22 protein-coding genes and 1 other RNA gene are annotated in these 26,531 nt (G+C 73.2%); 19 read left to right on the top strand and 4 right to left on the bottom strand.

Going from position 1 to position 26,531, the window contains the following annotated elements; genetic code table 11:
- Nucleotides 1–9 precede the first annotated feature (9 nt).
- From ftsE to ssrA, 5 genes are all read left to right on the top strand, one after another.
- Nucleotides 10–699 (top strand): cell division ATP-binding protein FtsE, encoded by a 690-nt coding sequence (gene ftsE / locus ACFYZS_RS12685; protein WP_030161344.1) that lies wholly within the window; start codon nt 10–12, stop codon nt 697–699.
- Between the two features lie 17 nt (nt 700–716).
- On the top strand, nt 717–1,649 hold the full coding sequence (gene ftsX / locus ACFYZS_RS12690; RefSeq protein ID WP_384712222.1) for a permease-like cell division protein FtsX: 933 nt from the start codon (nt 717–719) through the stop codon (nt 1,647–1,649).
- 67 nt (nt 1,650–1,716) lie between these two features.
- Nucleotides 1,717–2,919, top strand: coding sequence for a S41 family peptidase (locus ACFYZS_RS12695; RefSeq protein WP_389010376.1), 1,203 nt, complete (start codon nt 1,717–1,719; stop codon nt 2,917–2,919).
- 18 nt (nt 2,920–2,937) lie between these two features.
- A complete protein-coding gene (gene smpB / locus ACFYZS_RS12700; protein ID WP_389010378.1) occupies nt 2,938–3,423 on the top strand; it encodes an SsrA-binding protein SmpB in 486 nt (161 codons plus the stop codon).
- Nucleotides 3,424–3,507: 84 nt separating this feature from the next.
- Nucleotides 3,508–3,896, top strand: a transfer-messenger RNA (tmRNA) gene (gene ssrA / locus ACFYZS_RS12705).
- Nucleotides 3,897–3,967: 71 nt separating this feature from the next.
- Here ssrA and ACFYZS_RS12710 read toward each other — a convergent pair.
- From ACFYZS_RS12710 to ACFYZS_RS12720, 3 genes are read right to left on the bottom strand one after another with little or no spacing between them, the layout of a single operon-like run.
- The gene (locus ACFYZS_RS12710) at nt 3,968–4,225 is read right to left on the bottom strand and encodes a Txe/YoeB family addiction module toxin (protein ID WP_099891968.1); all 258 of its coding nucleotides are present in this window, start codon (nt 4,223–4,225) and stop codon (nt 3,968–3,970) included.
- A complete protein-coding gene (locus ACFYZS_RS12715; RefSeq protein ID WP_053784891.1) occupies nt 4,222–4,497 on the bottom strand; it encodes a type II toxin-antitoxin system Phd/YefM family antitoxin in 276 nt (91 codons plus the stop codon). The genes ACFYZS_RS12710 and ACFYZS_RS12715 overlap by 4 nt, the downstream gene beginning before the upstream one ends.
- Nucleotides 4,498–4,525: 28 nt before the next feature.
- Nucleotides 4,526–5,773, bottom strand: coding sequence for an MFS transporter (locus ACFYZS_RS12720; RefSeq protein ID WP_389010383.1), 1,248 nt, complete (start codon nt 5,771–5,773; stop codon nt 4,526–4,528).
- 84 nt (nt 5,774–5,857) lie between these two features.
- On the opposite strand from ACFYZS_RS12720, the gene ACFYZS_RS12725 reads away from it, so the two are divergent.
- The 8 genes from ACFYZS_RS12725 to ACFYZS_RS12760 all read left to right on the top strand — a co-directional run bounded on the left by ACFYZS_RS12725 (nt 5,858) and on the right by ACFYZS_RS12760 (nt 15,909).
- On the top strand, nt 5,858–6,829 hold the full coding sequence (locus tag ACFYZS_RS12725) for a LysR family transcriptional regulator (protein WP_389010385.1): 972 nt from the start codon (nt 5,858–5,860) through the stop codon (nt 6,827–6,829).
- Between the two features lie 97 nt (nt 6,830–6,926).
- Nucleotides 6,927–8,306: a nitrate/nitrite transporter gene (locus ACFYZS_RS12730; RefSeq protein WP_389010387.1), complete on the top strand. Its 1,380-nt coding sequence runs from the start codon at nt 6,927–6,929 to the stop codon at nt 8,304–8,306.
- Nucleotides 8,307–8,432: 126 nt separating this feature from the next.
- Entirely contained in the window at nt 8,433–9,602 is a 1,170-nt protein-coding gene (locus tag ACFYZS_RS12735) for a uroporphyrinogen-III synthase (protein ID WP_389010390.1), read from the top strand.
- 170 nt (nt 9,603–9,772) lie between these two features.
- Nucleotides 9,773–10,297 (top strand): GNAT family N-acetyltransferase, encoded by a 525-nt coding sequence (locus ACFYZS_RS12740; protein WP_389011636.1) that lies wholly within the window; start codon nt 9,773–9,775, stop codon nt 10,295–10,297.
- Between the two features lie 97 nt (nt 10,298–10,394).
- Nucleotides 10,395–10,964, top strand: a complete 570-nt coding sequence (locus tag ACFYZS_RS12745) for a CGNR zinc finger domain-containing protein (RefSeq protein WP_389010393.1) — start codon at nt 10,395–10,397, stop codon at nt 10,962–10,964.
- A 126-nt stretch (nt 10,965–11,090) separates the two neighbouring features.
- Entirely contained in the window at nt 11,091–13,397 is a 2,307-nt protein-coding gene (locus tag ACFYZS_RS12750; RefSeq protein ID WP_389010396.1) for a HelD family protein, read from the top strand.
- A gap of 463 nt (nt 13,398–13,860) precedes the next feature.
- Nucleotides 13,861–15,264 (top strand): NAD-dependent malic enzyme, encoded by a 1,404-nt coding sequence (locus tag ACFYZS_RS12755; protein ID WP_389010398.1) that lies wholly within the window; start codon nt 13,861–13,863, stop codon nt 15,262–15,264.
- Nucleotides 15,265–15,627: 363 nt separating this feature from the next.
- Entirely contained in the window at nt 15,628–15,909 is a 282-nt protein-coding gene (locus tag ACFYZS_RS12760) for an HU family DNA-binding protein (protein WP_030161324.1), read from the top strand.
- A 270-nt stretch (nt 15,910–16,179) separates the two neighbouring features.
- On the opposite strand, the gene murA is transcribed toward ACFYZS_RS12760, so the two are convergent.
- Complete coding sequence (murA, locus tag ACFYZS_RS12765; protein WP_385475018.1) at nt 16,180–17,523, bottom strand: UDP-N-acetylglucosamine 1-carboxyvinyltransferase; 1,344 nt, start codon at nt 17,521–17,523, stop codon at nt 16,180–16,182.
- A 263-nt stretch (nt 17,524–17,786) separates the two neighbouring features.
- Here murA and ACFYZS_RS12770 point away from each other — a divergent pair, with 263 nt between their 5' ends.
- The 6 genes from ACFYZS_RS12770 (at nt 17,787) to ACFYZS_RS12795 (ending at nt 26,499) form a co-directional block, all read left to right on the top strand.
- Nucleotides 17,787–18,347 carry a YqgE/AlgH family protein gene (locus ACFYZS_RS12770; protein ID WP_134075669.1) on the top strand — a complete coding sequence of 187 codons (561 nt, stop codon included), beginning with the start codon at nt 17,787–17,789 and terminating at the stop codon, nt 18,345–18,347.
- A gap of 29 nt (nt 18,348–18,376) precedes the next feature.
- Complete coding sequence (locus ACFYZS_RS12775; RefSeq protein WP_030161320.1) at nt 18,377–18,661, top strand: DUF3039 domain-containing protein; 285 nt, start codon at nt 18,377–18,379, stop codon at nt 18,659–18,661.
- 206 nt (nt 18,662–18,867) lie between these two features.
- Nucleotides 18,868–20,574 (top strand): beta-N-acetylhexosaminidase, encoded by a 1,707-nt coding sequence (locus ACFYZS_RS12780; RefSeq protein WP_389010403.1) that lies wholly within the window; start codon nt 18,868–18,870, stop codon nt 20,572–20,574.
- A gap of 557 nt (nt 20,575–21,131) precedes the next feature.
- Entirely contained in the window at nt 21,132–22,034 is a 903-nt protein-coding gene (locus ACFYZS_RS12785; protein ID WP_389010406.1) for an FAD binding domain-containing protein, read from the top strand.
- 14 nt (nt 22,035–22,048) lie between these two features.
- Nucleotides 22,049–24,157 carry a 2Fe-2S iron-sulfur cluster-binding protein gene (locus ACFYZS_RS12790; protein WP_389010409.1) on the top strand — a complete coding sequence of 703 codons (2,109 nt, stop codon included), beginning with the start codon at nt 22,049–22,051 and terminating at the stop codon, nt 24,155–24,157.
- Nucleotides 24,154–26,499 (top strand): xanthine dehydrogenase family protein molybdopterin-binding subunit, encoded by a 2,346-nt coding sequence (locus ACFYZS_RS12795; protein WP_389010412.1) that lies wholly within the window; start codon nt 24,154–24,156, stop codon nt 26,497–26,499. The genes ACFYZS_RS12790 and ACFYZS_RS12795 overlap by 4 nt, the downstream gene beginning before the upstream one ends.
- Nucleotides 26,500–26,531: the final 32 nt, after the last annotated feature.

Consider the following 26,531-nt stretch of genomic DNA (forward strand, 5'->3'; position numbering starts at 1 on the left):
GGTGCACCCGTGATCCGATTCGACAACGTCTCCAAGTCCTACCCGAAGCAGAACCGCCCCGCACTCAGAGATGTCTCCCTGGACATCGCGAAGGGCGAGTTCGTCTTCCTGGTCGGCTCCTCCGGCTCCGGCAAGTCCACCTTCCTGCGGCTGGTGCTGCGCGAGGAGCGGGCGAGCCACGGCCAGGTCCACGTCCTCGGCAAGGACCTCGCCAAGCTCTCCAACTGGAAGGTCCCGCAGATGCGGCGCCAGCTGGGGACCGTGTTCCAGGACTTCCGCCTCCTCCCCAACAAGACGGTGGCCGAGAACGTGGCCTTCGCCCAAGAGGTCATCGGCAAGCCGAGAGGCGAGATCCGCAAGGCCGTCCCGCAGGTCCTGGAGCTCGTGGGCCTCGGCGGCAAGGAGGACCGCATGCCCGGCGAGCTCTCCGGCGGTGAGCAGCAGCGCGTGGCCATCGCCCGCGCCTTCGTCAACCGGCCGGCCCTCCTCATCGCGGACGAGCCCACCGGCAACCTCGACCCGCAGACCTCGGTCGGCATCATGAAGCTGCTGGACCGGATCAACCGGACCGGCACCACCGTGATCATGGCCACGCACGACCAGCAGATCGTGGACCAGATGCGCAAGCGCGTCATCGAACTCGAACAGGGCCGACTCGTGCGCGACCAGTCGCGCGGCGTCTACGGCTACCAGCACTGAAAGGCCCTTGAGACGTCATGCGCGCCCAGTTCGTCATGTCGGAGATCGGCGTCGGCCTCCGGCGCAATCTCACCATGACCTTCGCGGTCATCATCTCCGTGGCCCTGTCGCTGGCCCTGTTCGGCGGCTCCCTGCTCATGCGCGACCAGGTGAGCAAGATGAAGGGCTACTGGTACGACAAGGTCAACGTCTCGATCTACCTCTGCAACAAGAGCGACGCGGAGGACAACAGCGAGAGCGGGAGCAAGGCCTGCGCCAAGGGCGCGGTCACTCCCGAGCAGAAGCAGCAGATCGAGACCGACCTGAAGAAGATGGACCTCGTCGAGACGGTCCACTACGAGTCCTCCGACGAGGCCTACAAGCACTACAAGGAGCGCTTCGGGCACACCGCGCTCGCCTCGGTGATCACCCCGGACCAGATGCCCGACTCCTTCCGGGTGAAGCTCAAGCAGCCCGAGAAGTACAAGGTCATCACGACCGCCTTCGCGGGCCGGGACGGCGTCCAGTCGGTCGCCGACCAGCACACCGAGCTCGACAACCTCTTCACGATGCTCGGCTACCTCAACTGGGCCGCCCTCGGCATCATGCTGATCATGCTGATCGTGGCCCTGCTGCTGATCGTCAACACCGTGCGCGTCTCCGCCTTCAGCCGGCGGCGGGAGACGGGGATCATGCGGCTCGTGGGCGCCTCCAGCTTCTACATCCAGGTGCCGTTCATCATGGAGGCCGCCTTCGCGGGCCTCATCGGCGCCGTGTTCGCCTGCGGCATGCTCGGCGCCGGCCAGTACTTCGTGATCGACCACGGCGCCTCGCTGCGGACGAAGATGGAGCTGATCAACTTCATCGGCTGGGACTCCGTGTTGACGAAGCTGCCGTTGGTGCTGGTCATCGGGGTGCTGATGCCCTCGCTGGCCGCCTTCATCGCATTGCGCAAGTACCTGAAGGTGTGACAAGCGCCCCGTGTGAGGTCGGCCCAACCCGCCGTGCCTCCACGGGGCTTGTCCTAGACTCGGCGCCATGCCGGGACTGCCCGCCTTCTGTCTCCGGCCCCGCGACCTGCGTCGCGGGGCCGCTCTGACGTTGGCCTTCATCGCCGCCGTGGGCGCCGCGGCGGGCACCGGCTGCTGGGACCGCGCGGACGCCGCCGGCGCCGCGGGCGCCGGGTTAGCGGCCTCCGGTACGCAGAGCCCCGCGCCCGGCCCCGTGGCTCCCCGGGAGACCGGAACCGCCGACCGCGAGGCCGTGGCCCGCGCCGCGGCCGAAGCCGCCGCCGAGGGCAAGTCCGGCAAGAAGGCCGCCCAGGAGGTGGTCAGCCGCAGCGGCGACCGCTGGGGCATGGTCTACGACCAGGGCGAGTACGAGGCCTTCACCGACGACCTCGACGGCCGATGGACCGGCGTCGGCCTCTGGATCGAGAGCCGCCGCGACGACCGCATCGCCGTCGAGAAGGTCCAGCAGGGCAGCCCCGCCGCCCGCGCCGGCCTGCGCGCGGGGGACCGGCTGCTGAGCGTCGACGGCCACGCCGTCACCGGCCTGCGCGTCTGCGACGTGGTCGCCCTGCTGCGCGGCGGCGCCGGCACCCCGGTCGTCCTGCACCTCACCCGGGACGGCGCCGAACTCACCGAGACCCTGCGCCGCGAGCAGCTGCACACCGAGCCCGTGACCGTAAGGGAACTCCCGGGCGGGATCACCGTCATCAAGGTCGCCTCCTTCAGCCGCGGCTCGGGCGAACAGGTCCGGGCCGCCGTCCGCGCGGCCCCGCCCGGCGCCGGCTTCATGCTCGACCTGCGGGGCAACCCGGGCGGCCTGGTCACCGAGGCCGTGACGGCCGCCTCGGCCTTCCTGGACGGCGGGCTGGTGGCCACGTACGACGTACGGGGGGCCGAGCGCGCCCTGTACGCGAGCCCGGGCGGGGACACCGCCCGGCCTCTGGTGGCGCTGGTGGACGGCGGCACGATGAGCGCGGCCGAGCTGGTGACGGGCGCCCTCCAGGACCGCGGCCGCGCGGTGGCGGTGGGCAGCAGGACCTTCGGCAAGGGCTCGGTGCAGATGCCGACGCCGCTGCCGGACGGCTCGGTGGCGGAGCTGACGGTGGGTACGTACCGCACCCCGGCGGGCCGCAGCCTCGACGGCAGCGGCATCACCCCGGACCTGGCGGCCGGCGACGGGGCCGAGGAGCGGGCCCGCACGGTATTGGGTGGCCTCGGGGTGGGTCCGTAGTGCGAAAATGACCGCACTATGGCTAAGGAACAAGGGCGCAAGCTGATCGCCCAGAACAAGAAGGCGCGGCACGACTACACGATCATCGACACCTACGAGTGCGGCCTCGTGCTCACGGGTACCGAGGTCAAGTCCCTGCGCCAGGGCCGGGCCTCGCTGGTGGACGGCTTCGTGTCGGTGGAGAGCGGGGAGGCCTGGCTCTACAACGTGCACGTGCCGGAGTACAGCCAGGGCACCTGGACCAACCACAGCGCCCGCCGCAAGCGCAAGCTCCTGCTGCACCGCGAGGAGATCGACAAGCTGGACTCGAAGACCGGCGAGACGGGCAACACGATCGTGCCGCTCTCGCTGTACTTCAAGGACGGCCGGGCGAAGATCGAGATCGCGCTGGCGAAGGGCAAGAAGGAGTACGACAAGCGCCAGGCGCTGCGCGAGAAGCAGGACACGCGCGAGACGAACCGGGTGATCTCGGCCGTGAAGCGCAAGGAGCGCGGTCAGCTGTAATCTCCTGGCATCCCGTGGTCCACTTCGCGTACCATGGCGTCAGCACCGCCCCTCCGGGGTCGGAGCAGCTTGTAAACAAAACATGGGGATGATCGGTTTCGACAGCGGATGTCGATGCAGGGGAAGCGAGCCGAGGAAGCGGCAATGATCTCGCTAACCACATGTCGCAAAAAATAATCGCCAACTCCAAGAGCGATAACTCCCGCTTCACCCTCGCTGCCTAATAACAGTGAGCTGAAGCCTCTGTGAGGAGCGTCAGCCCGGAAGTGGTCCCGGTCCGGATCCTGGCGTCAATTAGGGATCTAAACCTCTAGCCCCGGTCACGGGGGTTGGAGGGAAACCAAACAGTGACTGAGCCCGTCGGAGACTTGTCCGTGTGATCTCCGGGGCCGAGAAAAGCGCAGCGGACTGCGCTCGGAGAAGCCCTGCTTCTGCACCGTTGGACGCGGGTTCGATTCCCGCCATCTCCACTCATCCCATGTGGGCGAAGGCCCCGCAGCCGTCAGGCTGCGGGGCCTTCGTCATGTCCGGAGCGTCCGCGGCATCAGTAGTGATAGCGCGCCTTGAGTACTTTCACTTCCTTCTCGTCCGCCCGGTACACGAGGCGGTGTTCGTCGTCGATGCGGCGCGACCAGTAGCCGGACAGTTCGCCCTTCAGTGGTTCGGGCTTGCCGATGCCGGTGAACGGGTCGCGCTGGATCTCGCCGATCAGACGGGTGATCCGGCGGGCCATCTTCAGGTCGGAGGAGAGCCAGAACAGGAAGTCCTCCCACCCGGCCGGGTCGAAGTGAACGCTCCTCACTCCTCCCCTCCGGCCAATTGCCGCAGCTCGTCCATGCTCTTGGCGACCGACGCCGCGCCCTCGCGGTCGCGCGCGACGGCTTCCATCAGCCGCTGGGCGTTGGCGGGGGAGCGCAGCAGGTAGACGGTCTCCTGCCAGGAGTCGTAGTCGTCGGCGGACATCAGAACGGCGTCACCGTTCTTGGAGGTGATGCGCACCGGGGCGTGGTCGGTGTTGACGCGTTCGATCAGCGGGAACAGGGTCGCCCTGGCTTCACTGGCACTTATGGACATGGTCCGCTCCTCCGGTCTTGGTACCACTTCACGGTACCTGACTCGTACCGGAAAGTCGTACCGTCTGGCAGATGAGGAGTGTCAGGACGGCCGCCGCCGCCGGGAGGGCATACGGGGTGGTGGGGCCCAGGTGGTCCACCAGGGTGCCCGCCGCGGCCGCGCCCAGGGCTATGCCCGTCAGGATGGCCGTCACCGCCAGGGTCATCGACTCGTTGAGGCGGCCCTCGGGGGCGAGGGCGTGGACGCGGGACATCGCCGTGACCATCGTCGGGGCCGTGGCCATGCCGGCCAGGAGGAGGGCGGCGGCCAGCAGGGGGAGGGAGCCGGTGGCCGCCGCCGCCCAGGGGAGGGCCAGGGCCGCGGTCAGGGCGGTCAGGCAGGTCCGCAGGGTCCGGGGGCGCAGGGTGCCGTAGAACAGGCCGGCCGCGCAGGAGCCGGCCGCCTGGAGGGCCAGGACCAGGCCGGTGGCGGCGCCCAGGCCGCGGGCGTCGAGGTGGGCGATCGACGTCACCTCCATCGAGCCGAACAGCACGCCCAGCGGAGCGAAGAGGGCGAGCATCGGCATCAGCGCGCGCAGGGGGGACCTTCCGGCGCGGGGCGCCGAGGGCGGCGGCTCCGTCCGGCGCTGGGAGGCGAAGAGGAGCATGCCCGTCAGGAGCAGGGCGGCCGCGGTGAGGGTGCCCGCCTCCGGGAAGGCGGCCGTGCAGAGGAACGCCGCCACCACCGGGCCGAGCATGTAGCACAGCTCGTCGGCGGCCTGCTCGAAGGACATCGCCGTGTGGTGCGCGGCGGGGGAGTCGCGCAGCAGGTGCGTCCAGCGGGCCCGGGACATGCCGCCGATGTTGGGGGTGGTCGCGGTGGCGGCGTACGAGGCGAACAGGGTCCAGGCGGGGGCGTGCGCACGGACGCACAGGACGAGCGCCACCGAGCCGAGCGCCGCGATCAGCGTCGCCGGTACGGCGACCCGGGCCTGGCCGTACCGGTCGACCAGGCGGGCGGTCCAGGGCGCGACCAGCGCGGTGGCGGCCAGCCCGGTGGCGGTGACCGCGCTGGCGAGGGCGTACGAGCCGCGCTGGCCGGCGATCATCATGACCGCGCTGATGCCGAACATGCCCATGGGGAGGCGGGCCAGCAGGTTCCCGGCCGTGAAGGCCCGGGTCCCGGGATGCGAGAAGAGGCGGGCGTACGGGCCCTGGGGGCGCGGGCGGGGGCGGTGGTGGTGCGGGGCGGGGGCTATCACGAGCGTCGAGCCCGTCACGGTCATCAGCGGCGGCATGATCCAAGGCTCCGGCGCGGGGTCCCCGGGCGTCCAACACCTGTTCCGGAGCCATTCACCCGTTTCCGTTGTTAGTCTCCCTGCGTGATACCCCGTGATGTGGAACCCCGGCTGCTGCGCGGGTTCGTCGCCGTGGCCGAGGAACTGCACTTCACCCGCGCCGCCTCCCGCCTCTACGTCGCCCAGCAGGCGCTGAGCCGCGACGTGCGGCGGCTGGAAACCGCCCTGGGCGCCGGGCTGTTCGTACGGACCACCCGCGCCGTCGAGCTGACCGCCGACGGGGAACGGCTGCTGCCCCTGGCGCGGCGGGTGCTGGCCGCGCACGAGGCGCTCGCCGCCGCCTTCGCCGCGGCCGCCCCCCGGGCGCTGCTCGTCGACCTCAACACCGACGGGCCGAGCACCGCCCGCACCGTCCTGGAGCGGGCCCGCGAACTCGCCCCGGACTGCGAGCTGATGGCCCGCTTCGAGAGCGGGCTGACCTACGCCGCCGCCGAGGTCGCCGCCGGGCGGCTCGACGTGTCCTTCGGCTACGCCGACGGCCTGGCCCCGGCGCTGCGGGCCCGTCTCGCGCACCGGCCCGTACGGTACGAGCCGCTCGCGGTGCTGCTCCCCGACGGGCATCCGCTGGCCGCGCGGGCCGCCGTACCGCTGGCCGCACTGGCCGGGGAGACCGTGTACGCCGGGGCCGGCAACCCGCGGACCCTGGAGTGGACCGGGCTCGCCCGCGAGCTGCTGGAGGGTCGCGGGATCGCGCTCGCGCCGCCCGCCCCCGTGGCCATGGGGAAGGAGGAGTTCCGCCGGGTCATGGCCAAGACCCGCAATCCGGTCCTGGTGACCGTGGACTTCCTCGACCTGCCCGGGTGCGTGAAACGGCCGCTGGTGGACCCGGTGCCGCTGTCCCCGCTGTCGATGGTGTGGCGCAAGGGTTTCAGCCACCCCGGGCTCGACGCACTGCACCAGGCCGCGGCGGCCCTGGCCGCCGGCCACGGCTGGCTGGAGGTGCCCCCGGCGAGCTGGCGCCCCGCCGCGCTCACAGGCGGCCCCGGCGGCGGGTGAGTGCAAGGTTTCCCCCCGGTCATCCGGCGGGGACCGGGGCCGAAACGCGCCGTTCCTACGGTCGTCACCACGGACGCGAAAGCTGTGGAGGCCTGTGATGACCGGTACGACCGCACCGCGAGGAGCACGCAAGGGGGGCCGCTGGATCGAGCGGTGGGAACCCGAGGACGAGACCTTCTGGAAGGAGTCCGGGGAGCGCATCGCCCGCCGGAACCTGCTCTACTCCGTGCTCTCCGAGCACATCGGGTTCTCCATCTGGACCCTGTGGTCGGTGATGGTGCTGTTCATGGGCCCCGCGTACGGGATCGACCCGGCCGGGAAGTTCTTCCTCATCGGGACGGCGACCTTCGTGGGCGCCCTCGTCCGGGTTCCGTACACCTTCGCCGTCGCCCGTTTCGGCGGCCGGAACTGGACCGTCGTCAGCGCCCTGCTCCTGCTCGCACCCACCGCGGCCGCGCTGGTGGTCATGGAGCCGGGGACCTCGTACGGGACCTTCCTGGCCGTGGCCGCGCTGACGGGCGTGGGCGGCGGGAACTTCGCCTCCTCCATGACCAACATCAACGCCTTCTTCCCGCTGCGCAAGAAGGGCTGGGCGCTCGGTCTGAACGCGGGCGGCGGCAACATCGGCGTGCCCGTGGTGCAGCTCGTCGCCCTGCTGGTCATCGCGGTCGCCGGGGCCGGGCACCCGCGGCTGCTGCTGGCCGTCTACCTGCCGCTGATCGTGGCCGCGGCCGCGCTGGCCCTGCTGCGGATGGACAACCTGGCACCCGTGCGCAACGACACCGGCGCCGTGCGCGAGGCGGTCCGCGACGCCCACACCTGGATCATGGCCTTCCTCTACATCGGCACCTTCGGCTCCTTCATCGGCTACAGCTTCGCCTTCGGGCTCGTCCTGCAGACGCAGTTCGGCCGCACCCCCCTCCAGGCCGCCTCGCTCACCTTCGTCGGGCCGCTGCTCGGCTCGCTGATCCGGCCCGTCGGCGGCGCCCTCGCGGACCGCTTCGGCGGCGCCCGGATCACCCTCGCGACGTTCGTCGCCATGGCCGCCGCGACCGGGGTCGTCGTCTACGCCTCGGGCGAGGAGTCCCTGCCCGTCTTCCTCGTCGGGTTCGTGGCGCTGTTCGTGCTGAGCGGGCTCGGGAACGGCTCCACGTACAAGATGATCCCCGGCATCTTCCAGGCCAAGGCGCTGGCGCGGGGCATGGGCGGCGAGGCGGCGGCAGCCTACGGGCGCCGGCTGTCGGGGGCCGCCATGGGGCTCATCGGCGCGGTCGGCGCACTCGGCGGGCTCGGCATCAACCTGGCCTTCCGGGAGGCCTTCTCGACCTCCGGGTCCGGGACGGCCGCCTTCGTCACCTTCCTCGGCTTCTACGCGGTCTGCTGCGCGGTGACGTGGGCGGTATACCTTCGCCGGCCCGCCCCCGCGGTGCTCCCCGCGGCCGGGGCCGAGGCGAAGCCGCAGCTCACGTCGGTGTAACGGCGGTTTACGGATACGAAATACGGCGGAACCGAGCCTGACACGCCGACTTGACAGGCTCGGTTCCGTTCCCGCGACACGTGATCGCGCGACGTGATGACGACCCACTGGGCAAGGCAGGTCACCATGGACGACACCCGCACAGCCGCCGCCCCTACGGCCGCCGGCGCGGCGGGCCCGCTCGCGGGTTTCACCGTGGGGGTCACCGCCGCCCGGCGGGCCGACGAGCTGATCGCCCTGCTGCGCCGACGCGGGGCCACCGTCGTGCACGCCCCGGCCCTGCGGATCGTGCCGCTGGCCGACGACAGCGAACTGCTCGCCGCCACGAAGGAGTTGATCCACTGCGCGCCGGACACGGTGGTCGCCACCACTGCGATCGGGTTCCGCGGGTGGATCGAGGCTGCCGACGGGTGGGGCATCGGCGAGGAGCTGCTCGCGCGGCTGCGGGCCACCGAACTGCTGGCGCGCGGACCGAAGGTGAAGGGGGCCGTCCGGGCCGCCGGGCTGGTGGAGACCTGGTCCCCGCAGTCGGAGTCGCTGGCCGAGGTGCTCGACCGGATGCTGGCCGGCGGGGTCGCCGGGCGGCGCATCGCGCTCCAGCTGCACGGGGAGCCGCTGCCCGGGTTCGTCGAGGCGCTGCGGGCCGGCGGGGCGGACGTGGTCGTGGTCCCCGTGTACCGGTGGATGGCCCCGGAGGACCTCGCGCCGATGGACCGGCTGCTGGACGCGGTGGCAGGGGGCGGGATCGACGCGGTGAGCTTCACCTCGGCCCCGGCGGCGGCTTCGCTGCTGTCGCGGGCGCAGGAGCGGGGGATGGCGGAGGCGGTGCTCGCGGGGCTGCGGGGGGACGTGCTGTCGGCGTGCGTGGGGCCGGTGACGGCGCTGCCGCTGCAGGCGCGCGGGGTGGACACGGTGCAGCCGGAGCGGTTCCGGCTGGGGCCGCTGGTGCAGCTGCTGTGCCAGGAGCTGCCGGGGCGGGCCCGGGTGCTGCCGGTGGCGGGGCACCGGGTGGAGATCCGGGGGCACGCGGTGCTGGTGGACGCCGAGCTGCGGCCGGTGCCGCCGGCGGGGATGGCGCTGCTGCGGGCGCTGGCGCGCCGGCCGGGCTGGGTCGTGGGACGTCAGGAGCTGCTGCGGGCGCTGCCGGGGGCGGGGCGGGACGAGCACGCCGTGGAGACGGCGATGGCCCGGCTGCGGGGGGCGCTGGGGGCGCCGAACCTGATCCAGACGGTGGTGAAGAGGGGCTACCGGCTGGCACTGGACGCGGGTGAGTGTGCAGGAGGCTCCGCCGGCTGAACGGGTCGGGTTCCGCGGCCGCGGCCGGGGCGCTGCCTGGGGGCCCGTGCCTTCGGCCGGGCGGATCGGGTGCCGGGCCGCTGCCGGGACTCCGCCTCGGGGTTGCCGGTGGGGTGGATGTGGCGGGCGGGGTTGGCTAGCGTGCCCTGGTGATCATTGACGGGGTGGAGATGCGCGGCGTCCGGGTCGGGGACGCCGCCGGGCTGGCCGACACGCTGACGCGCAACCGGGAATTCATGGCGCCGTTCGAGCCGTGGCGCTCCGAGGTGTTCTTCACCGCGGAGGGGCAGGCCGCGCGGATCGGGGCGCTGCTCGCCGAGCGCGACGCCGGGCGCGCCGCCTCGTACGTGCTCGTCGAGGCCGGCTCCGGCGCGCCCGTCGGGATGATCAACCTCGGCAGCATCGCCCTCGGCCCCTTCCGCAGCGGCGGCATCGGCTACTGGGTGGACCGGGCCTGGCACGGCAAGGGGCTGGCCACCGCCGCGGTCGAGGAGGTCTGCCGCATCGCCCGCGACGCGTACGGGCTGCACCGCGTCGAAGCCGGGACCCTGGTCGACAACCTGGCCTCGCAGCGGGTCCTGGCGAAGGCCGGGTTCGAGCAGTACGGGCTCGCGCCCCGCTACCTGCACATCAACGGCGCCTGGCGCGACCACCGCCTCTTCCAGCGCCTCCTGCACGACGAGCCGCCCCTCTAGGGGGTGTCGTCCGGCCCCCGTACGGGGGGTTCCGCATCGCAGCGGCGCGCGGCACTCTGAGAGGCACGCACCCCCTAGGCAAGAGGCGGTGACGGGCATGTGGTTCGAATCCGGGCGGGTGTGCCTGGACCTGGTGGCCACCTTCGCCGCCCCCGCGGGCGCCGAGGAGATCCGCGACGGCGACGAGCTGCGCCTTTGGCTCGCCGGAGCCGGGCTCGTGCCCGACCGGACGCCGATCGCCCGGGTGGGCCCCGACTGGGTGGAGGCCTTCCGGGCGCTGCGCCGCGATGTGGAGAGCCTCGTACGGGCCGGGCTCGCCGGGACCGGTCCCGACGAGGGCGCGCTGGCCCGGGTCAACGCGCTGGCCGCCGGTCCACCCCCGGGACTGTGTGCCGTACAGGACCAAGAGGGTCACCTCGTGCGGGAGTTGTGCGGCGGGGTGGAATGCGGCGCGCTGCTCGCCGCCGTGGCCCGCGACGCCGTGGAACTGCTCACCGACCCGGGGGAACGGGACCTGCTGCGCTCCTGCGAGGGGGACGGCTGCACCCGCGTCTACCTGGACACTTCGCGCGGGCACCGGCGGCGCTGGTGCTCCAGCGAGCTGTGCGGCAACCGCGAGCGGGTCGCCCGGCACCGCCGCAGGGTGCTCGCGGCCCGTCCCGGGTAGGGACCCGGTGGCGACCGGACGGCGGCCGGGCAGTGATCTTCGCCCGGTCACCGGAACGGGCGTGCGGACAGGGCGCCGCTTCGCGTACGGTTGACGGTCGCCCATGCACGTCAGAAGGGGGCCTTGGTGGCCGCGCAGAATGCCGCTGTCGACAGCACGGCGGATTCCGTCCGCGATCGGGAGATCGCGGTCGAGCAGACGCATCTGGACCAGGTGTACCGCCGCCTCGAGGAGAAGATCGACGAGGCCGAGTTCCTGATGAACGACGCGGCCAAACGCGGTCAGGTCGGCACGCCCGGCGCGCTCGCCGAGCGCGACGCCCAGGTCTTCCGGGCGGGCATCCACCTGAACCGGCTGAACAACGAGTTCGAGGACTTCCTCTTCGGCCGGATCGACCTGGTCCTCGGCAAGGACGGGGAGCGCGGGCCCGACGGCGCGTACACCTCCGTCGAGCCGGCCGACGACGCGATCCGCGCGGACCTCACCGCCGACATCGCCGAGACGCTCCACATCGGGCGCATCGGCGTGCTCGACGCCGACTACGCGCCGCTGGTCATCGACTGGCGCGCGCCGGCCGCCGCGCCGTTCTACCGCTCCACGCCCAAGGACCCGGGCCGGGTCGTGCGGCGCCGCGTCATCCGCTCCAAGGGCCGCAAGGTGCTCGGCGTCGAGGACGACCTGATGCGCCCGGAGATCACCGCCTCCCTCGACGGCCGGGAGCTGCCCGCCATCGGCGACGGCGCCCTGATGGCCGCGCTCGGGCGGGCCCGCACGCACTCGATGCGGGACATCGTCTCCTCCATCCAGGCCGAGCAGGACATGGTGATCCGGGCCCCCGCCGCCTCGGTCGCCGAGGTCGCGGGCGGACCCGGCACCGGCAAGACCGCCGTCGCCCTGCACCGCGCCGCCTACCTGCTCTACCAGGACCGGCGCCGCTACTCCGGCGGCATCCTGATCGTCTCGCCGACCCCGCTGCTCGTCGCGTACACCGAGGGCGTGCTGCCCTCGCTCGGCGAGGAGGGCCAGGTCGCCATCCGGGCGCTCGGCTCGCTGGTCGACGGCGCCGAGGCGACCACGTACGACGAACCGGCCGTGGCCCGCGTCAAGGGCTCCTCGCGCATGCGCAAGGTGCTCCACAAGGCCGTCCGGGGCGCGCTCGAGCTCGGTGACGCGCCCGAGCGGCTGCGCGTGGTGGCCTTCGGGCGGCGCCAGGAGCTGGAGGCCGACGAGCTGAACCGGATCCGGCAGAACGTGCTCGGCGGCACCGCGCCCGTGAACCTGCTGCGCCCGCGCGCCCGCAAGCTGCTCCTCGACGCCCTGTACGCGAGATCCGGCGGGGCCGGCCGGCACAGCGACCCGGAGCTGGCGGCCGAGCTGCGCTCCGCGTTCGACGAGGACATCTCCACCGAGGACGCCTTCATCGACTTCCTGAACGCCTGGTGGCCCGAGCTGACCCCGCGCGGGGTGCTCGCCGCGATGGCCGACGAACGCCGGCTCGGCCGCTGGTCGCGGCGGGTCCTGAACCCGCGCGAGACCCGCCAGCTGGCGCGCTCGCTGCGCCGGGTGGGCCCGGACGGCAAGGGCCCGCTGTCGGTGCACGACGTGGCGCTGCTGGACGAGCTCCAGCTGCTGCTCGGCGCGCCGGCCCGGCCCAAGCGCAAGCGGCAGATGGACCCGCTGGACCAGCTCAGCGGGCTGGAGGAGCTGATGCCGACCCGCGAGGAGACCCAGTGGGAGCGGGCGGAGCGGATCGCGGCGGAGCGCACCGAGTACGCGCACGTGATCGTCGACGAGGCGCAGGACCTGACGCCGATGCAGTGGCGGATGGTGGGCCGGCGCGGCCGGCACGGCACGTGGACGGTGGTCGGCGACCCGGCGCAGTCCTCGTGGACGGACCCGGAGGAGGCGGCCGCGGCGCGCGACGAGGCCCTGGGGTCCCGGCCGCGGCGCCGGTTCACCCTCACGGTGAACTACCGCAACCCGGCGGAGGTCGCGGAGGTCGCGGCGCGGGTGCTGCGGCTGGCGATGCCGGGCATGGAGCCGCCGAGAGCGGTCCGCTCCACGGGCCTGGAGCCCCGTTTCGCGGCCGCCGGCGAGGATCTGGGCGCGGCGGTCCGCGAGGAGACGCGCCGGCTGCTGGAGCAGGTCGACGGCACGGTCGGCGTGGTCGTGGCCATGGACCGGCGCGCGGAGGCCGCGGGCTGGCTGGCGGACCTGGGGGACCGGGCGGTGGCGCTCGGCAGCCTGGAGGCCAAGGGCCTGGAGTACGACGCCACGGTGGTCGTCTCCCCGGCGGAGATCGCGGACGAGTCACCGGCGGGCCTGCGGGTCCTGTACGTGGCCCTGACGCGCGCGACGCAGCAGCTGACGGTGGTCTCCGCCGGCCGCGACGAGCCCGACGCGGACGGGGTCCCGGCGCTGCTGAAGCCGTAGCGGACGGCCTCGCCGGCGCTGCGCCGGCGGGACCCGGATGGCCTGCGGCCACACGCGTGGTGAGACGAGGTCAACTCCCCGGAGGGGGATCGCTTCCGGCGATCCTTTGTTAGCCTGGGTACGGCACCGACTCGATCCAAGCCCCCGGGCCCAACCTTCGTCGCTTAGAGCGACCACTTGCCGCGAGGCGAGCATGGCGGGTCGGTGTCATAGACGTTCATACAGGTCCGCGCTCCTCGGATTCCGAGGGGCGCGGACCTTTTTCGTACGCCCCTACGCTTCCGCACGCCTGATCTATCTCGTATGGTGGAAGTGTCTTTCCGAAATTTGTAGCTGGTTACCTTGTACTGGCTGGTAGGTGGGACGATCGGACAACAGGTCCTGCCGCACCTGCCATGTTCTTGGTCGGCGCAGCGGGCCCTGTGTGTGTACAAAAAACCAGGGACAGAAGAGGAACACGGCCATGGCAACGGCGCCCAGCGTCTCGTACTCGATGACGGTCCGCCTGGAAGTGCCCGCGAGCGGAACCGCGGTCTCCCAGCTGACCACCGCCGTGGAGTCTTCCGGTGGGTCGGTCACCGGCCTCGACGTGACCGCCTCCGGTCACGAGAAGCTCCGTATCGACGTCACCATCGCCGCGACCTCCACCGCGCACGCCGACGAGATCGTCGGCAAGCTGCGCGGCATCGAGGGCGTCAGCCTCGGCAAGGTCTCCGACCGAACCTTCCTGATGCACCTCGGCGGCAAGATCGAGATGGCGTCCAAGCACCCCATCCGCAACCGCGACGACCTCTCGATGATCTACACCCCGGGCGTCGCCCGCGTGTGCATGGCCATCGCCGAGAACCCCGAGGACGCGCGCCGCCTCACCATCAAGCGCAACTCCGTCGCAGTCGTGACGGACGGCTCCGCCGTACTGGGCCTCGGCAACATCGGCCCGATGGCCGCGCTGCCCGTCATGGAGGGCAAGGCGGCCCTCTTCAAGCGCTTCGCGGGCATCGACGCCTGGCCGATCTGCCTCGACACCCAGGACTCCGACGAGATCGTCGCCATCGTCAAGGCGATCGCCCCCGGCTTCGCCGGCATCAACCTCGAGGACATCTCCGCGCCCCGCTGCTTCGAGATCGAGGCCCGGCTGCGCGAGGCCCTCGACATCCCCGTCTTCCACGACGACCAGCACGGCACGGCCATCGTCGTCCTCGCCGCCCTCACCAACGCACTTCGCGTGGTGGGCAAGGCAGTTGGCGACGTCAAGGTCGTCATGTCGGGTGCCGGCGCGGCCGGTACGGCCATCCTCAAGCTGCTCCTCGCGGCTGGCGTGAAGAACGTGGTCAGCGCCGACATCCACGGTGTCGTGCACGCGGGCCGCCCCGACCTGGTCGACGCGGCCGTCGACTCCCCGCTGCGCTGGATCGCCGACAACACCAACCCCGAGGGCTACACCGGCACTCTGAAGGAGGCCGTGGTCGGCGCCGACGTGTTCATCGGCGTCTCCGCCCCCAACGTGCTGTCCGGCGAGGACGTCGCCGCCATGGCCGAGGGTGCGATCGTGTTCGCGCTCGCGAACCCGGACCCCGAGGTGGACCCGGCCGTCGCCCGCCAGACCGCCGCCGTCGTGGCCACCGGCCGCTCCGACTTCCCGAACCAGATCAACAACGTGCTGGTCTTCCCGGGTGTCTTCCGCGGTCTGCTGGACGCCCAGTCCCGCACGGTGAACACGGACATGATGCTGGCCGCCGCGACCGCGCTCGCGGACGTCGTCGGCGAGGACGAGCTCAACGCCAACTACATCATCCCGTCGGTGTTCAACGACAAGGTGGCCGGCGCGGTCGCCGGTGCCGTCCGCAAGGCCGCCTCGGGGATCTGACGCGGAGTCGGACGAAGTCGCGCCGGGCCCGGCCGCCGCTGTGACGGCCCTCACGGCTCGCCTCTCCCGGCGCGTCGCGAGATGCGGGCCCGGCGGGCCGCCTCTAGGGTTGCGGGGATGCCCGCGAGGTCCGCGGTCCGCATCCACCGAGTGCGGACGGAGCGTCACCGCGGCGTGACTGTGGCGCTTTTCGTGTGACCCTGGCGGGTGCCGGATTGGCTTTCCCGCCGCTGGTGGGGGCAGGATGCGTAACCGGGCGAGAGGGTCTGACGTTCAGACCCGGGTCCGGGGACTGTCCGAGGGCCCTGGCAGCATCGGCTTCGATCTCACGCCTCTAAGGCAAGTTGAACACGGGAGTACAACATGAACCGCAGTGAGCTGGTGGCCGCTCTGTCCGAGCGCGCCGAGGTGACCCGCAAGGACGCCGACGCCGTTCTGGCCGCGCTCGCCGAGACCGTCGGCGAGATTGTCGCCAAGGGCGACGAGAAGGTCACCATCCCCGGCTTCCTGACCTTCGAGCGCACCCACCGTGCCGCTCGCACCGCGCGCAACCCGCAGACCGGCGACCCCATCCAGATCCCGGCCGGCTTCAGCGTGAAGGTCTCCGCGGGCTCCAAGCTCAAGGAAGCCGCCAAGGGCAAGTAAGTCCTGCCCGTACCGGGGCCCGTACGGGCCTTCGGAGCGGCAGAGCAGTACGCAGTACTGGCGAAGGGCGGCCATCCCCGGGCGGGGAGGCCGCCCTTCGGCCTGTCCGGGGCCTGCCGGCCCCGTGGCGCCGTACGGGCCGCCCGGGCCGCGTACGGGCCGGTGGCGGTCGTACGGGCCGGTGAACGGCCGCGTACGGGCCGGTGAGCGCATGCGAGAGCCCCCCGGCCCCTGGTGGGGGCGCGGGGGGCTCTCGGTCCGCCGTACGGCTCAGACGAGGTCTCCGCCGGGGAGTTCGACCTTGGCTCCCAGCTCCACGAGCTTCTCCATGAAGTTCTCGTAGCCGCGGTTGATGAGGTCGATGCCGTGGACCCGCGAGGTGCCCTCGGCCGCCAGCGCCGCGATCAGGTACGAGAACCCGCCGCGCAGGTCGGGGATGACCAGGTCGGCGCCCTGCAGCTTCGTCGGGCCGGAGACGACCGCCGAGTGCAGGAAGTTGCGCTGCCCGAACCGGCAGGCGCTGCCGCCCAGGCACTCCCGGTACAGCTGGATGTGTGCACCCATCTGGTTGAGTGCCGAGGTGAATCCCAGACGGGACTCGTAGACCGTCTCGTGGACGATCGAGAGGCCCGCGGCCTGGGTCAGGGCGACCACCAGCGGCTGCTGCCAGTCGGTCTGGAAGCCGGGGTGCACGTCCGTCTCGAGCGCGATCGCGTTGAGCGGGCCGCCCGGGTGCCAGAAGCGGATGCCCTCGTCGTCGATCTCGAACGCGCCCCCGACGCGGCGGAACGTGTTCAGGAACGTCATCATCGAGCGCTGCTGCGCCCCGCGGACGTAGATGTTGCCGCCGGTCGCCAGCGCGGCCGAAGCCCAGGAGGCGGCCTCCAGACGGTCCGGGAGCGCCTTGTGGTTGTAGCCGCCGAGGCGGTCGACACCGGTGATCCGGATGGTCCGGTCGGTGTCCATGGAGATGATGGCGCCCATCTTCTGCAGTACGCAGATGAGGTCCTCGATCTCCGGCTCCACCGCGGCGTTGCTGAGCTCGGTGACGCCCTCGGCCAGGACGGCCGTCAGCAGCACCTGCTCGGTCGAGCCGACCGAGGGGTAGGGCAGGCGGATCTTGCAGCCGCGGAGGCGCTGCGGGGCCTCCAGGTACTGGCCGCCCTCGCGCTTCTCGATGGTCGCGCCGAACTGGCGGAGCACGTCGAAGTGGAAGTCGATCGGCCGGCCGCCGATGTCGCAGCCGCCCAGGCCCGGGATGAAGGCGTGGCCGAGGCGGTGCAGCAGCGGGCCGCAGAACAGGATCGGGATGCGCGACGAACCCGCGTGGGCGTCGATGTCCGCGACGTTCGCGCTCTCGACGTGCGTCGGGTCGAGCACGAGCTCACCCGGCTCCTCGCCGGGGCGGACCGTCACCCCGTGGAGCTGGAGCAGCCCGCGTACGACGCGCACGTCACGGATGTCGGGGACGTTGCGCAGCCGGCTGGGTCCGCTGCCGAGCAGAGCGGCGACCATGGCCTTGGGCACGAGGTTCTTCGCACCGCGGACACGGATCTCGCCCTCGAGCGGGGTGCCGCCGTGGACAAGCAGTACATCGTCACTGATGCCGGTCATGAATCTCGCGTTCCGGAGAGGGGTGGGCAGGGGGCCAGGGAAAAGGGTAAGGGCCACCACCCCCTTGTTCGTAAGGCCGACGTGGCCGTAGGACTGTCATGAATTCGGCACAACACCCTCCGTATCCACCGCATGGCGGAGTGTTGCGTTCCGCACCGCTTCGGCGGCACGCGCCGCCCGCTGCTGCCGTGCGCCCTGAGCTGCGGGCGATCCGATCTCCCCGCCCGCTCCCCGGATCGGCCGATGTGCGGGATCATGTCGGCATGACCGAGGTGTCCTCCCTCACAGGGCGGCTGCTCGTGGCCACCCCCGCCCTCGCGGACCCGAACTTCGACCGCGCGGTGGTGCTCCTGCTCGATCACGACGAGCAGGGGTCGCTCGGCGTGGTCCTCAACCGGCCCACCCCCGTGGGGGTCGGCGACATCCTGCTGCCCTGGGCGACCCTGGCCGGCGATCCGGGGGTCGTCTTCCAGGGCGGGCCCGTGGGCCTGGACTCGGCCCTCGGCGTGGCGGTCATCCCCGGGGAGGAGGGGCCGCTCGGGTGGCGCCGCGTGTACGGGGCGATCGGCCTGGTCGACCTGGAGGCCCCGCCGGAACTGCTGGCCGCGGCCCTCGGCTCGCTGCGGATCTTCGCCGGGTACTCGGGCTGGGGCCCGGGCCAGCTGGAGGTCGAGCTCGGCGACGGGGCCTGGTACGTCGTGGAGTCCGAGCCGGGGGACGTGTCGTACCCGGATCCGGAAAGGCTGTGGCGGGCGGTGCTGCGCCGCCAGCGCAGCGAGCTCGCGATGGTCGCCACGTATCCCGACGACCCGTCGCTCAACTGACCCGCGCACGGGTCGGTACCCTGGCTTTTATGAGCACTCTTGAGCCCGAGCGCGGGACTGGTACGGGGACCCTCGTAGAGCCGACGCCGCAGGTGTCCCACGGCGACGGCGACCACGAGCGCTTCGCCCACTACGTCCAGAAGGACAAGATCATGGAGAGCGCGCTCGGCGGGACCCCCGTCGTCGCGCTGTGCGGCAAGGTGTGGGTACCGGGCCGCGACCCGAAGAAGTACCCGGTCTGCCCCATGTGCAAGGAGATCTACGAGTCCATGGGTCCCGGCGGGGACAAGGACAAGGGCGGCAAGGACAAGTAGGCCCGGTCCGTCGGGTCCGTCCGGCCCCTTTCCCGTAGGCCCAAGGTCCTCGAAAACCCTCGAAGGCCCCCGGATGCGCCGATGCGCGTCCGGGGGCCTTTGCCGCGTCCGGGGGGAGGGCTAGGGTCGGCCGCACGGGCGCAGGGCGCCCTGTGAAACGCGCGTTGCGCATCGCGCAACGGCTGGACGGTGGAGGGGTCGAGGCCATGCCCGAGTTGATTCCGGAGCCGCGGTACGCGCGATTCGCCCGCGATGCCGGCGGGGACGGCGGTGCCGGTGCCGACGGCGTCGACGGCGCCGATGGTGCCGATGGCGTGTGCGTACTGGACGATCCGCTGCTCGACGCCGGCCCCGGCACCGGCAACGCCGCCCGCTGGCTGCGCCGGGAGCTCGGCGCGGCCACCGGCTGGGAGCTGCCCGCGCCGGCTCCGGGGGAGGCGTCAGAGGGGCGCTCGGTGATCCGGCTGGTGCTCCGCCCGGAGCTCGCGCGGAGCGTCGGCGCGGAGTCGTACGAGCTGCACGTCGACCGGCGCGGGGTGCTGCTCGAAGGCGCCGACCCGGCGGGCCTCTTCTACGCCGCGCAGACGCTGCGCCAGCTGCTGGGGCCCGAGGCCTACCGGCGCGCGCCCGCGGCCGCGGGCCGCGAGTGGCGGCTGCCCGTGGGAGGGGTCCAGGACGGGCCCCGGTTCGGGTGGCGCGGGATGATGCTCGACGTGGCCCGGCACTTCATGCCGAAGGACGGGGTGCTGCGCTACGTCGACCTGCTCGCCGCGCACAAGCTCAACGTGCTGCACCTGCACCTGACGGACGACCAGGGCTGGCGGGTCGAGATCAAGCGGTACCCGCGGCTCACCGAGGTCGGCGCGTGGCGGCCGCGCAGCCGTTGGGGGCACCGGGCCTCGCCGCTGTGGAACGAGACCCCGCACGGCGGCTTCTACACGCAGGACGACATCCGCGAGATCGTCGCGTACGCCGCCGAGCGGCACGTGCGGGTGGTCCCGGAGATCGACGTACCGGGGCATTCGCAGGCCGCGATCGCCGCGTACCCGGAGCTCGGCAACACCGACGTCGTGGACACCGGCGCGCTGGAGGTGTGGGACGACTGGGGGATCAACGAGAACGTGCTCGCGCCGACCGAGGCCGTACTGCGCTTCTACGAGGGGGTCTTCGAGGAGCTGCTGGAACTCTTCCCGGCGGAGGTCTCCCCGTTCGTGCACGTGGGCGGCGACGAGTGCCCCAAGACCCAGTGGCGCGCGTCGGCCCTCGCGCAGGAGCGGATCCGCGAGTTGGGGGTGGACGGGGAGGACGGGCTGCAGTCCTGGTTCATCCGGCACTTCGACGGCTGGCTCGCGGAGCGCGGGCGGCGGCTGATCGGGTGGGACGAGATCCTGGAGGGCGGCCTCGCGCCGGGGGCGGCGGTCTCCTCGTGGCGCGGGTACGCGGGCGGCATCGCCGCGGCGGAGGCCGGGCACGACGTGGTGATGTGCCCGGAGCAGCAGGTGTACCTGGACCACCGTCAGGCGGGCGGCCCGGACGAGCCGATGCCGATCGGGTACGTGCGCTCGCTGGAGGACGTGTACCGCTTCGAGCCGGTGCCGCCGAAGCTGTCGGAGCGGGCCGCGTCCCGCGTACTGGGCGCGCAGGCCAACGTGTGGACCGAGGTGATGGAGAACCAGGGCCGGGTCGACTACCAGGTGTTCCCGAGGCTGGCGGCCTTCGCGGAGGTGGTGTGGTCACGGCTGCCGGAGCCGGGCGAGCGGGACTACGCCGGCTTCGAGGCCCGGATGGGCGCGCACTACCGGCGGCTTGACGCGCTCGGCGTGGACTACCGGCCGCCGGGCGGGCCGTTGCCGTGGCAGCGGCGGCCGGGGGTGCTCGGGCGTCCGATCGAGGGGGAGCCCCCGAACGTGTGACGTGGGAGGGGCGCGAGGGGTGGTCGGGGGCGGCGGCGGGGCGGCCTGGGGCGGCCGGGGGCGCCGGGGTGGGGCCGCGGATGGCCGGAACCTTTCCGCACACCCTTCCGCGCCGTCCTGCCCCCGCCCGCGGCCTTGCCTGCCCTCCCCCTGCCCGCCCCCTGCCCGCCCCCTGTCCTCTCCCTGCCCTCCCCTGCCCTCCGGGTGCCCTCCGCGATGCCCGGGCGGGTCCGGCGGCCCTGCGGACGGTTCGGTACCGATCGGAACGCTTCGGACTTCCACGGAACTCCCGAGGGTTCCGGGACGTCCTTCGTTCTTGGGGGCGGTCGGGAACTCTTGCTCGATTTCGGGGTATTCGGTGGATCGGAACCGATTCGGTTGATTCGGTGAATACGGGGGAAAGCGGGCGTCCGGAAGCGTCAAGGGGCGCCCGCCGGACCCTCGCGCCGGGCGGTGGGGAAGATGTGCCAGAGTTGCCACGTCCCGGCGGTGAGCACGTACCGTACGGCGGACAGGCGTGAGCGCCGGGACCGGGACATCGGGAAGGGGCAGCTGGGTTGACCACGCACGCACCGCATGCACTGCATTCATCTCAGGGGCCGCAGGCGGCGCAGTCCGTGACGCTGCCGGCCTCGCTCGACGAGGCCGTGGCGGCACTCGCCGCCATGCCCGCCGCCGTGCCCGTCGCCGGCGGCACCGACCTCATGGCCTCCGTCAACGCCGGGCTGCTGCGGCCCGCCGCGCTCGTCGGGCTGGGCCGGATCAACGAGATCCGCGGCTGGCAGTACCAGGACGGGCACGCGCTGCTCGGCGCCGGGCTCACCCACGCGCGGATGGGACGGCCGGATTTCGCCGCTCTGATCCCCGCGCTGGCGGCGGCCGCGCGGGCGGCCGGACCCCCGCAGATCCGCAACGCCGGCACCCTCGGCGGCAACATCGCCACCGCCGCGCCGACGGGCGACGCGCTGCCCGTGCTGGCCGCGCTGGAGGCGGTCCTCGTCATCCACGGCCCGGGCGGCTCCCGCCGGGAGATCCCGGTCTCGCACCTGCTGGCCGGCCGCGAGATGCTGCGGCCCGGTGAACTGATCGGCTTCGTACGGGTGCCGCTGCTGCACGCGCCGCAGGTCTTCCTGAAGGCCACGGGGCGTACGGGACCCGGGCGCGCGGTGGCGTCCGTGGGGCTCGTACTGGACCCCGCGCGCCGCGGTGTGCGCTGCGCGATCGGCGCGGTCGCGCCCATGCCGCTGCGGCCGCTGGAGGCCGAGCAGTGGGTGGCCTCGCTGATCGACTGGGACGGGGAGCGGACCCTGGCCCCCGAGGCGCTGGAGGCCTTCGGCGAGTACGTCGCGGCCGCCTGCGTCCCCGACCAGGGGGAGCCGGTGGCACCCGGGGTACTGCATCTGCGGCGGACGGTCGCCGTGCTGGCACGGAGGGCCCTGGGGAGGGCGCTGAGCTCATGAGTGGGAACGAGAACGTGAGCGGAACGACGGGGGACGCGGGTCCCGCGGGCCACACCGGCACGAGCTGGGGCTGGGAGCCGGTCCCGCAGGGCGGCGAGTACGACTCCGACGCGACGGCCTTCGTGAAGCTGCCGCAGGACATGTTGGACGCGCTCGGCACCGGTGAGCCGCTCGCGGCGCCCGGGCACGGCTACGTGCCGCCGCCGATGATCGTGCCGCTGGGCTCCGCGAGCGCGGATCCGGCGGCCACGGGGACGTGGACGATTCCGGTGCAGTGGCCGGAGGCGGGGACGGCGGGGACGGCGGGCCAGAGCGCCGGGAGTGCTTCCGCGCCCACGTCCACGCCCGCGCCGGTCGGGGGGCCGATCCCGGCCTCGATCCCGCTTCCGGCGTCCGTGGCGGCGGCGTTCGAGGCCGCGGGCCGCGAGCCCGTCAGGATTTCGGGTGCCGAGCCGGGGCGGGACGCGGGGCAGGCTCCGGGCCAGGGTCCGGATCATGCTTCGGCTTCGGCTTCTGCTTCGGGCCAGGCTTCGGCTTCGGCCGAGGGGGCGCACGATCCCGGGGCCACCGCCGAGTGGCGGTTCCCGGAGGCGGTCCAGGACTCCGAGCCCGTGACCACCGGCCAGTGGACCCTCCCGGAACTTCCCGAGCAGACCGGCGAGTTCCGCCACAGCGCTCCGGCGGCCGACTGGAGCCAGGCTCCGGCGACGCTGCCGGGCGGCGCAGCGGCCCCCTGGGCGACCCACCCCGACTTCGCGGCCGCGGCGGCCGCGCTTCCGGGCCAGGTACCGGATCCGGACGCGTCGATGAGCTCGGGCGTGCTGCCCGAGGCGCGGCCCGACGCGGGCGACACCGGCACCTCGGGCGCGGGCCTGCGGCGGCTCGGCGGCCCCGGCGTCGGCGGCTCCGGGCGCGGTCCCCGCGTCCTGGGCGGGCCCGGCGTGGGCACGCTCCCCGAGGCGGCGGAGCCGGAGCCGGCGCACCCGGCCCCGCACGACATCGAGGCCGACCACGGTCCGGCGCCGACGCCGGTCACGGCGGAGCGGCCGCATCCGGGTGCGGAGGCCGCCGCAGCGGCTGCTCCTGCCGGCGCGGACGCCGAGCGGGCCCCGCAGCGCGAGGCGGCGAGCGTCGCGGCCGCCGAGTACGTGCTGTCGGGCGGGCACGGGGTCGGCGGCGTCGCCGGGGGCGGTGACGGTGGCTTCGCGCAGTCCGGGGACACCGACGGGCACGGGTTCACGGTGTCCGGCCACGGCCCCGCCGGGGCGGAGCCCGGGCCGGGCGGTGAGCACGGGTTCACGGCGGAGCCCGCCGCGGAGCCCGGCGGCACGGACGGGCGGGGATTCGGGGCCGGCCCCGGTCCGGGCGGAGCCGGGGCTCCGGGAGCGCCGGGTGCGGACGATGCCGACATCGCCGTGGCGACGCCGGACGCGGGGGGCCCCGAAGGGCTCCCGGGCGCGGTGGAGGCGTACGAGGAAAACGCGACCGCCGAGGCCGTCGCCCATCACGAGCACCCGCTGGCTTCCTACGTCCTGCGCGTCAACGGCGCCGACCGGCCCGTCACCGGTGCGTGGATCGGCGAGTCCCTGCTCTACGTGCTGCGCGAGCGCCTCGGCCTCGCCGGCGCCAAGGACGGCTGCTCGCAGGGCGAGTGCGGGGCGTGCGCGGTGCAGGTCGACGGCCGGCTCGTCGCCTCCTGCCTGGTCCCGGCCGCGACGGCGGCGAGCAGTGAGGTGCGGACCGTGGAGGGGCTCGCCGGGGGCGGGGAACTCTCGGACGTGCAGCAGGCGTTGTGCAGGTCGGGTGCGGTGCAGTGCGGGTTCTGCGTGCCCGGCATGGCCATGACCATCCATGACCTGCTGGAGGGCAACCACGCCCCCAGCGAGCTGGAGACGCGGCAGGCCCTGTGCGGGAACCTGTGCCGCTGCTCCGGGTACAAGGGCGTCATCGAGGCCGTCCGCGAGGTCGTCGCCGAGCGTGAGGCGTCGGCCGCGGCCGACGCGCCCGCGTCCGGGGGCGGGGCCGGACACGGTGCCGGGAGCGGCTCGGGTGCGGAGGCTCGTATTCCGCACCAGGCGCCGCCCGGCGAGGGCGGGATCCACCACAACGGAGGCATGGCGTGAGCGGGCACGACGCGGCCACGGCCACGACGACGGTATCGGTCTCCGCGGGCGCCTCGGCCGCCGCGGCGCCCGAGGCGGGCGAGCAGGAGGTGCCGCGCGGCATCGGGGCCTCCGTGCCCGCCGCCGACACGCGCGCCAAGAGCGAGGGCACCTTCCCGTACGCCGCCGACCTGTGGGCCGAGGGCCTCCTGTGGGCCGCCGTCCTGCGCTCCCCGCACGCCCACGCCCGCATCCTGTCCGTCGACACCTCCGCGGCCGCCGCCATGCCCGGCGTGCGCGCCGTGGTCACCCACGCCGACGTCCCCGGCGCCACCACGCACGGCCGCCGCATCGCCGACCGGCCCGTCTTCGCGCACGACGTCGTGCGCCACCACGGCGAGCCCATCGCCGCCGTCGCCGCCGACCACCCGGACACCGCGCGCCTCGCCGCGGCCGCGATCGCGGTCGAGTACGAGCTGCTCGACGCGGTGACGGACCCGGAGCAGTCCTTCGGCGCCCCCGCCCTGCACCCCGACGGCAACCTGATCCGGCACATCCCGCTCCGCTACGGCGACCCGGAGGCCACCGGCGAGGTCGTCGTCGAGGGCCTGTACCGGATCGGCCGCCAGGACCCCGCGCCCATCGGCGCGGAGGCCGGGCTGGCCGTGCCGCGGCCCGACGGCGGCGTGGAGATCTACACCGCCTCCACCGACCCGCACCTGGACCGCGACCTGGCGGCGGCCTGCTTCGGCCTCGAACCCGACCGGGTGCGCGTCGTGGTCACGGGCGTCCCGGGCGCCACGGCCGACCGCGAGGACGCGGCGTTCCAGCTGCCGCTGGGGCTGCTCGCGCTGCGGACCGGCTACCCGGTCAAGCTCGCCGCCACCCGCGAGGAATCCTTCCTCGGCCACACCCACCGCCACCCGACGCTGCTGCGCTACCGCCACCACGCGGACGCGGAGGGCCGGCTGGTCAAGGTCGAGGCCCAGATCCTGATGGACGCGGGCGCGTACGCCGACTCGTCCTCCGAGTCGCTGGCGGCGGCGGTGGCGTTCGCGTGCGGCCCGTACGTGGTCCCGCACGCCTTCGTCGAGGGCTGGGCCGTCCGTACGAACAACCCGCCGTCGGGCCACGTGCGGGGCGAGGGCGCGATGCAGGTCTGCGCCGCGTACGAGGGCCAGATGGACAAGCTCGCGGCCGCGCTCGGCATCGACGGCGCCGAGCTGCGCCTGCGCAACGTACTGGCGACGGGGGACCTGCTCCCGACGGGCCAGACGGTGACCTGTCCGGCGCCGGTGGCGGAACTGCTGCGCGCGGTGCGGGACTTCGAGCTGCCCTCCCTCCCCAAGGACACCCCGGAGGAGGAGTGGCTGCTGCCCGGCGGCCCGGAGGGCGCGGGCGAGCCGGGCGCGGTGCGGCGCGGGGTCGGGTACGGCGTGGGCATGGTCCACATGCTCGGCGCGGAGGGCACGGACGAGGTCTCCACGGCGACGGTCAAGGTCGTCGACGGGGTGGCGACGGTGATCTGCGCGGCCGTGGACACCGGCCAGGGCTTCGCCACGCTGGCCCGCCAGATCGTCCAGGAGACGCTGGGCGTGGACGAGGTGGTGACGGCCCCGGTCGACACCGACCAGCCGCCGGCGGGCCCGGCGGCGCACGGCCGCCACACGTGGGTGTCGGGCGGCGCCGTCGAGCGCGCGGCGAAGATGGTCCGCACCCAGCTCCTCCAGCCGATGGCCCACAAGCTGGGCATGTCGACGGAACTCCTGCAGGTCCAGGACGGCCGGATCACGTCCTATGACGGCGCGTTCTCGACGACGGTCGCGGAGGCGATGGCGGGCAAGGAACTCTGGGCGACGGCCCAGTGCCGCCCCCACCCGACGGAGCCCCTGGACGGCGACGGCCAGGGCGACGCCTTCGTGGGCCTCGCGTTCTGCGCGATCCGCGCGGTGGTGGACGTGGACATCGAACTGGGCTCGGTGCGGGTGGTCGAACTGGCGGTGGCCCAGGACGTGGGCCGCGTCCTCAACCCCCGCCAGCTGGAGGCCCGTATCGAAGCGGGCGTCACGCAGGGCGTGGGCGCGGCGCTGAGCGAGAACCTCCGCTCGGTGTCGGGTCTGGTCCGCCACCCCGACCTGACGGGCTACGCGCTGCCGACGTCGCTGGACGCGCCGGTGGTCCGGATCGTGAAGCTGGTCGAAGAGCGGGACGTGGTGGCCCCGTTCGGGGCGAAGGCGGCGAGCGCGATCCCTGTGGTGACGGCCCCGGCGGCGGTAGCCTCGGCGGTGCGCGCGGCAACGGGCCGCCCGGTGAACAGGCTCCCGATCCGGCCATCGGCGGCGGTGGCGGCGCCCAACTCATGACCGTGTGACCCGCATTGCACGTGCAACCCTGA

Source organism: Streptomyces sp. NPDC001903, from assembly GCF_042891345.1.
In the GTDB taxonomy this organism is placed as follows: domain Bacteria; phylum Actinomycetota; class Actinomycetes; order Streptomycetales; family Streptomycetaceae; genus Streptomyces.

What these genes read in the sequence shown, in the direction of transcription:
- ftsX (WP_384712222.1), top strand. Translation starts at nt 717, where the DNA reads ATGCGCGCCCAGTTCGTCATGTCGGAGATCGGCGTCGGCCTCCGGCGC.
- ACFYZS_RS12695 (WP_389010376.1), top strand. Translation starts at nt 1,717, where the DNA reads ATGCCGGGACTGCCCGCCTTCTGTCTCCGGCCCCGCGACCTGCGTCGC.
- smpB (WP_389010378.1), top strand. Translation starts at nt 2,938, where the DNA reads ATGGCTAAGGAACAAGGGCGCAAGCTGATCGCCCAGAACAAGAAGGCG.
- ACFYZS_RS12715 (WP_053784891.1), bottom strand. Translation starts at nt 4,497, where the DNA reads ATGTCCATAAGTGCCAGTGAAGCCAGGGCGACCCTGTTCCCGCTGATC.
- ACFYZS_RS12720 (WP_389010383.1), bottom strand. Translation starts at nt 5,773, where the DNA reads ATGCCGCCGCTGATGACCGTGACGGGCTCGACGCTCGTGATAGCCCCC.
- ACFYZS_RS12730 (WP_389010387.1), top strand. Translation starts at nt 6,927, where the DNA reads ATGACCGGTACGACCGCACCGCGAGGAGCACGCAAGGGGGGCCGCTGG.
- ACFYZS_RS12735 (WP_389010390.1), top strand. Translation starts at nt 8,433, where the DNA reads ATGGACGACACCCGCACAGCCGCCGCCCCTACGGCCGCCGGCGCGGCG.
- ACFYZS_RS12740 (WP_389011636.1), top strand. Translation starts at nt 9,773, where the DNA reads ATGCGCGGCGTCCGGGTCGGGGACGCCGCCGGGCTGGCCGACACGCTG.
- ACFYZS_RS12745 (WP_389010393.1), top strand. Translation starts at nt 10,395, where the DNA reads ATGTGGTTCGAATCCGGGCGGGTGTGCCTGGACCTGGTGGCCACCTTC.
- ACFYZS_RS12755 (WP_389010398.1), top strand. Translation starts at nt 13,861, where the DNA reads ATGGCAACGGCGCCCAGCGTCTCGTACTCGATGACGGTCCGCCTGGAA.
- ACFYZS_RS12760 (WP_030161324.1), top strand. Translation starts at nt 15,628, where the DNA reads ATGAACCGCAGTGAGCTGGTGGCCGCTCTGTCCGAGCGCGCCGAGGTG.
- murA (WP_385475018.1), bottom strand. Translation starts at nt 17,523, where the DNA reads ATGACCGGCATCAGTGACGATGTACTGCTTGTCCACGGCGGCACCCCG.
- ACFYZS_RS12770 (WP_134075669.1), top strand. Translation starts at nt 17,787, where the DNA reads ATGACCGAGGTGTCCTCCCTCACAGGGCGGCTGCTCGTGGCCACCCCC.
- ACFYZS_RS12775 (WP_030161320.1), top strand. Translation starts at nt 18,377, where the DNA reads ATGAGCACTCTTGAGCCCGAGCGCGGGACTGGTACGGGGACCCTCGTA.
- ACFYZS_RS12780 (WP_389010403.1), top strand. Translation starts at nt 18,868, where the DNA reads ATGCCCGAGTTGATTCCGGAGCCGCGGTACGCGCGATTCGCCCGCGAT.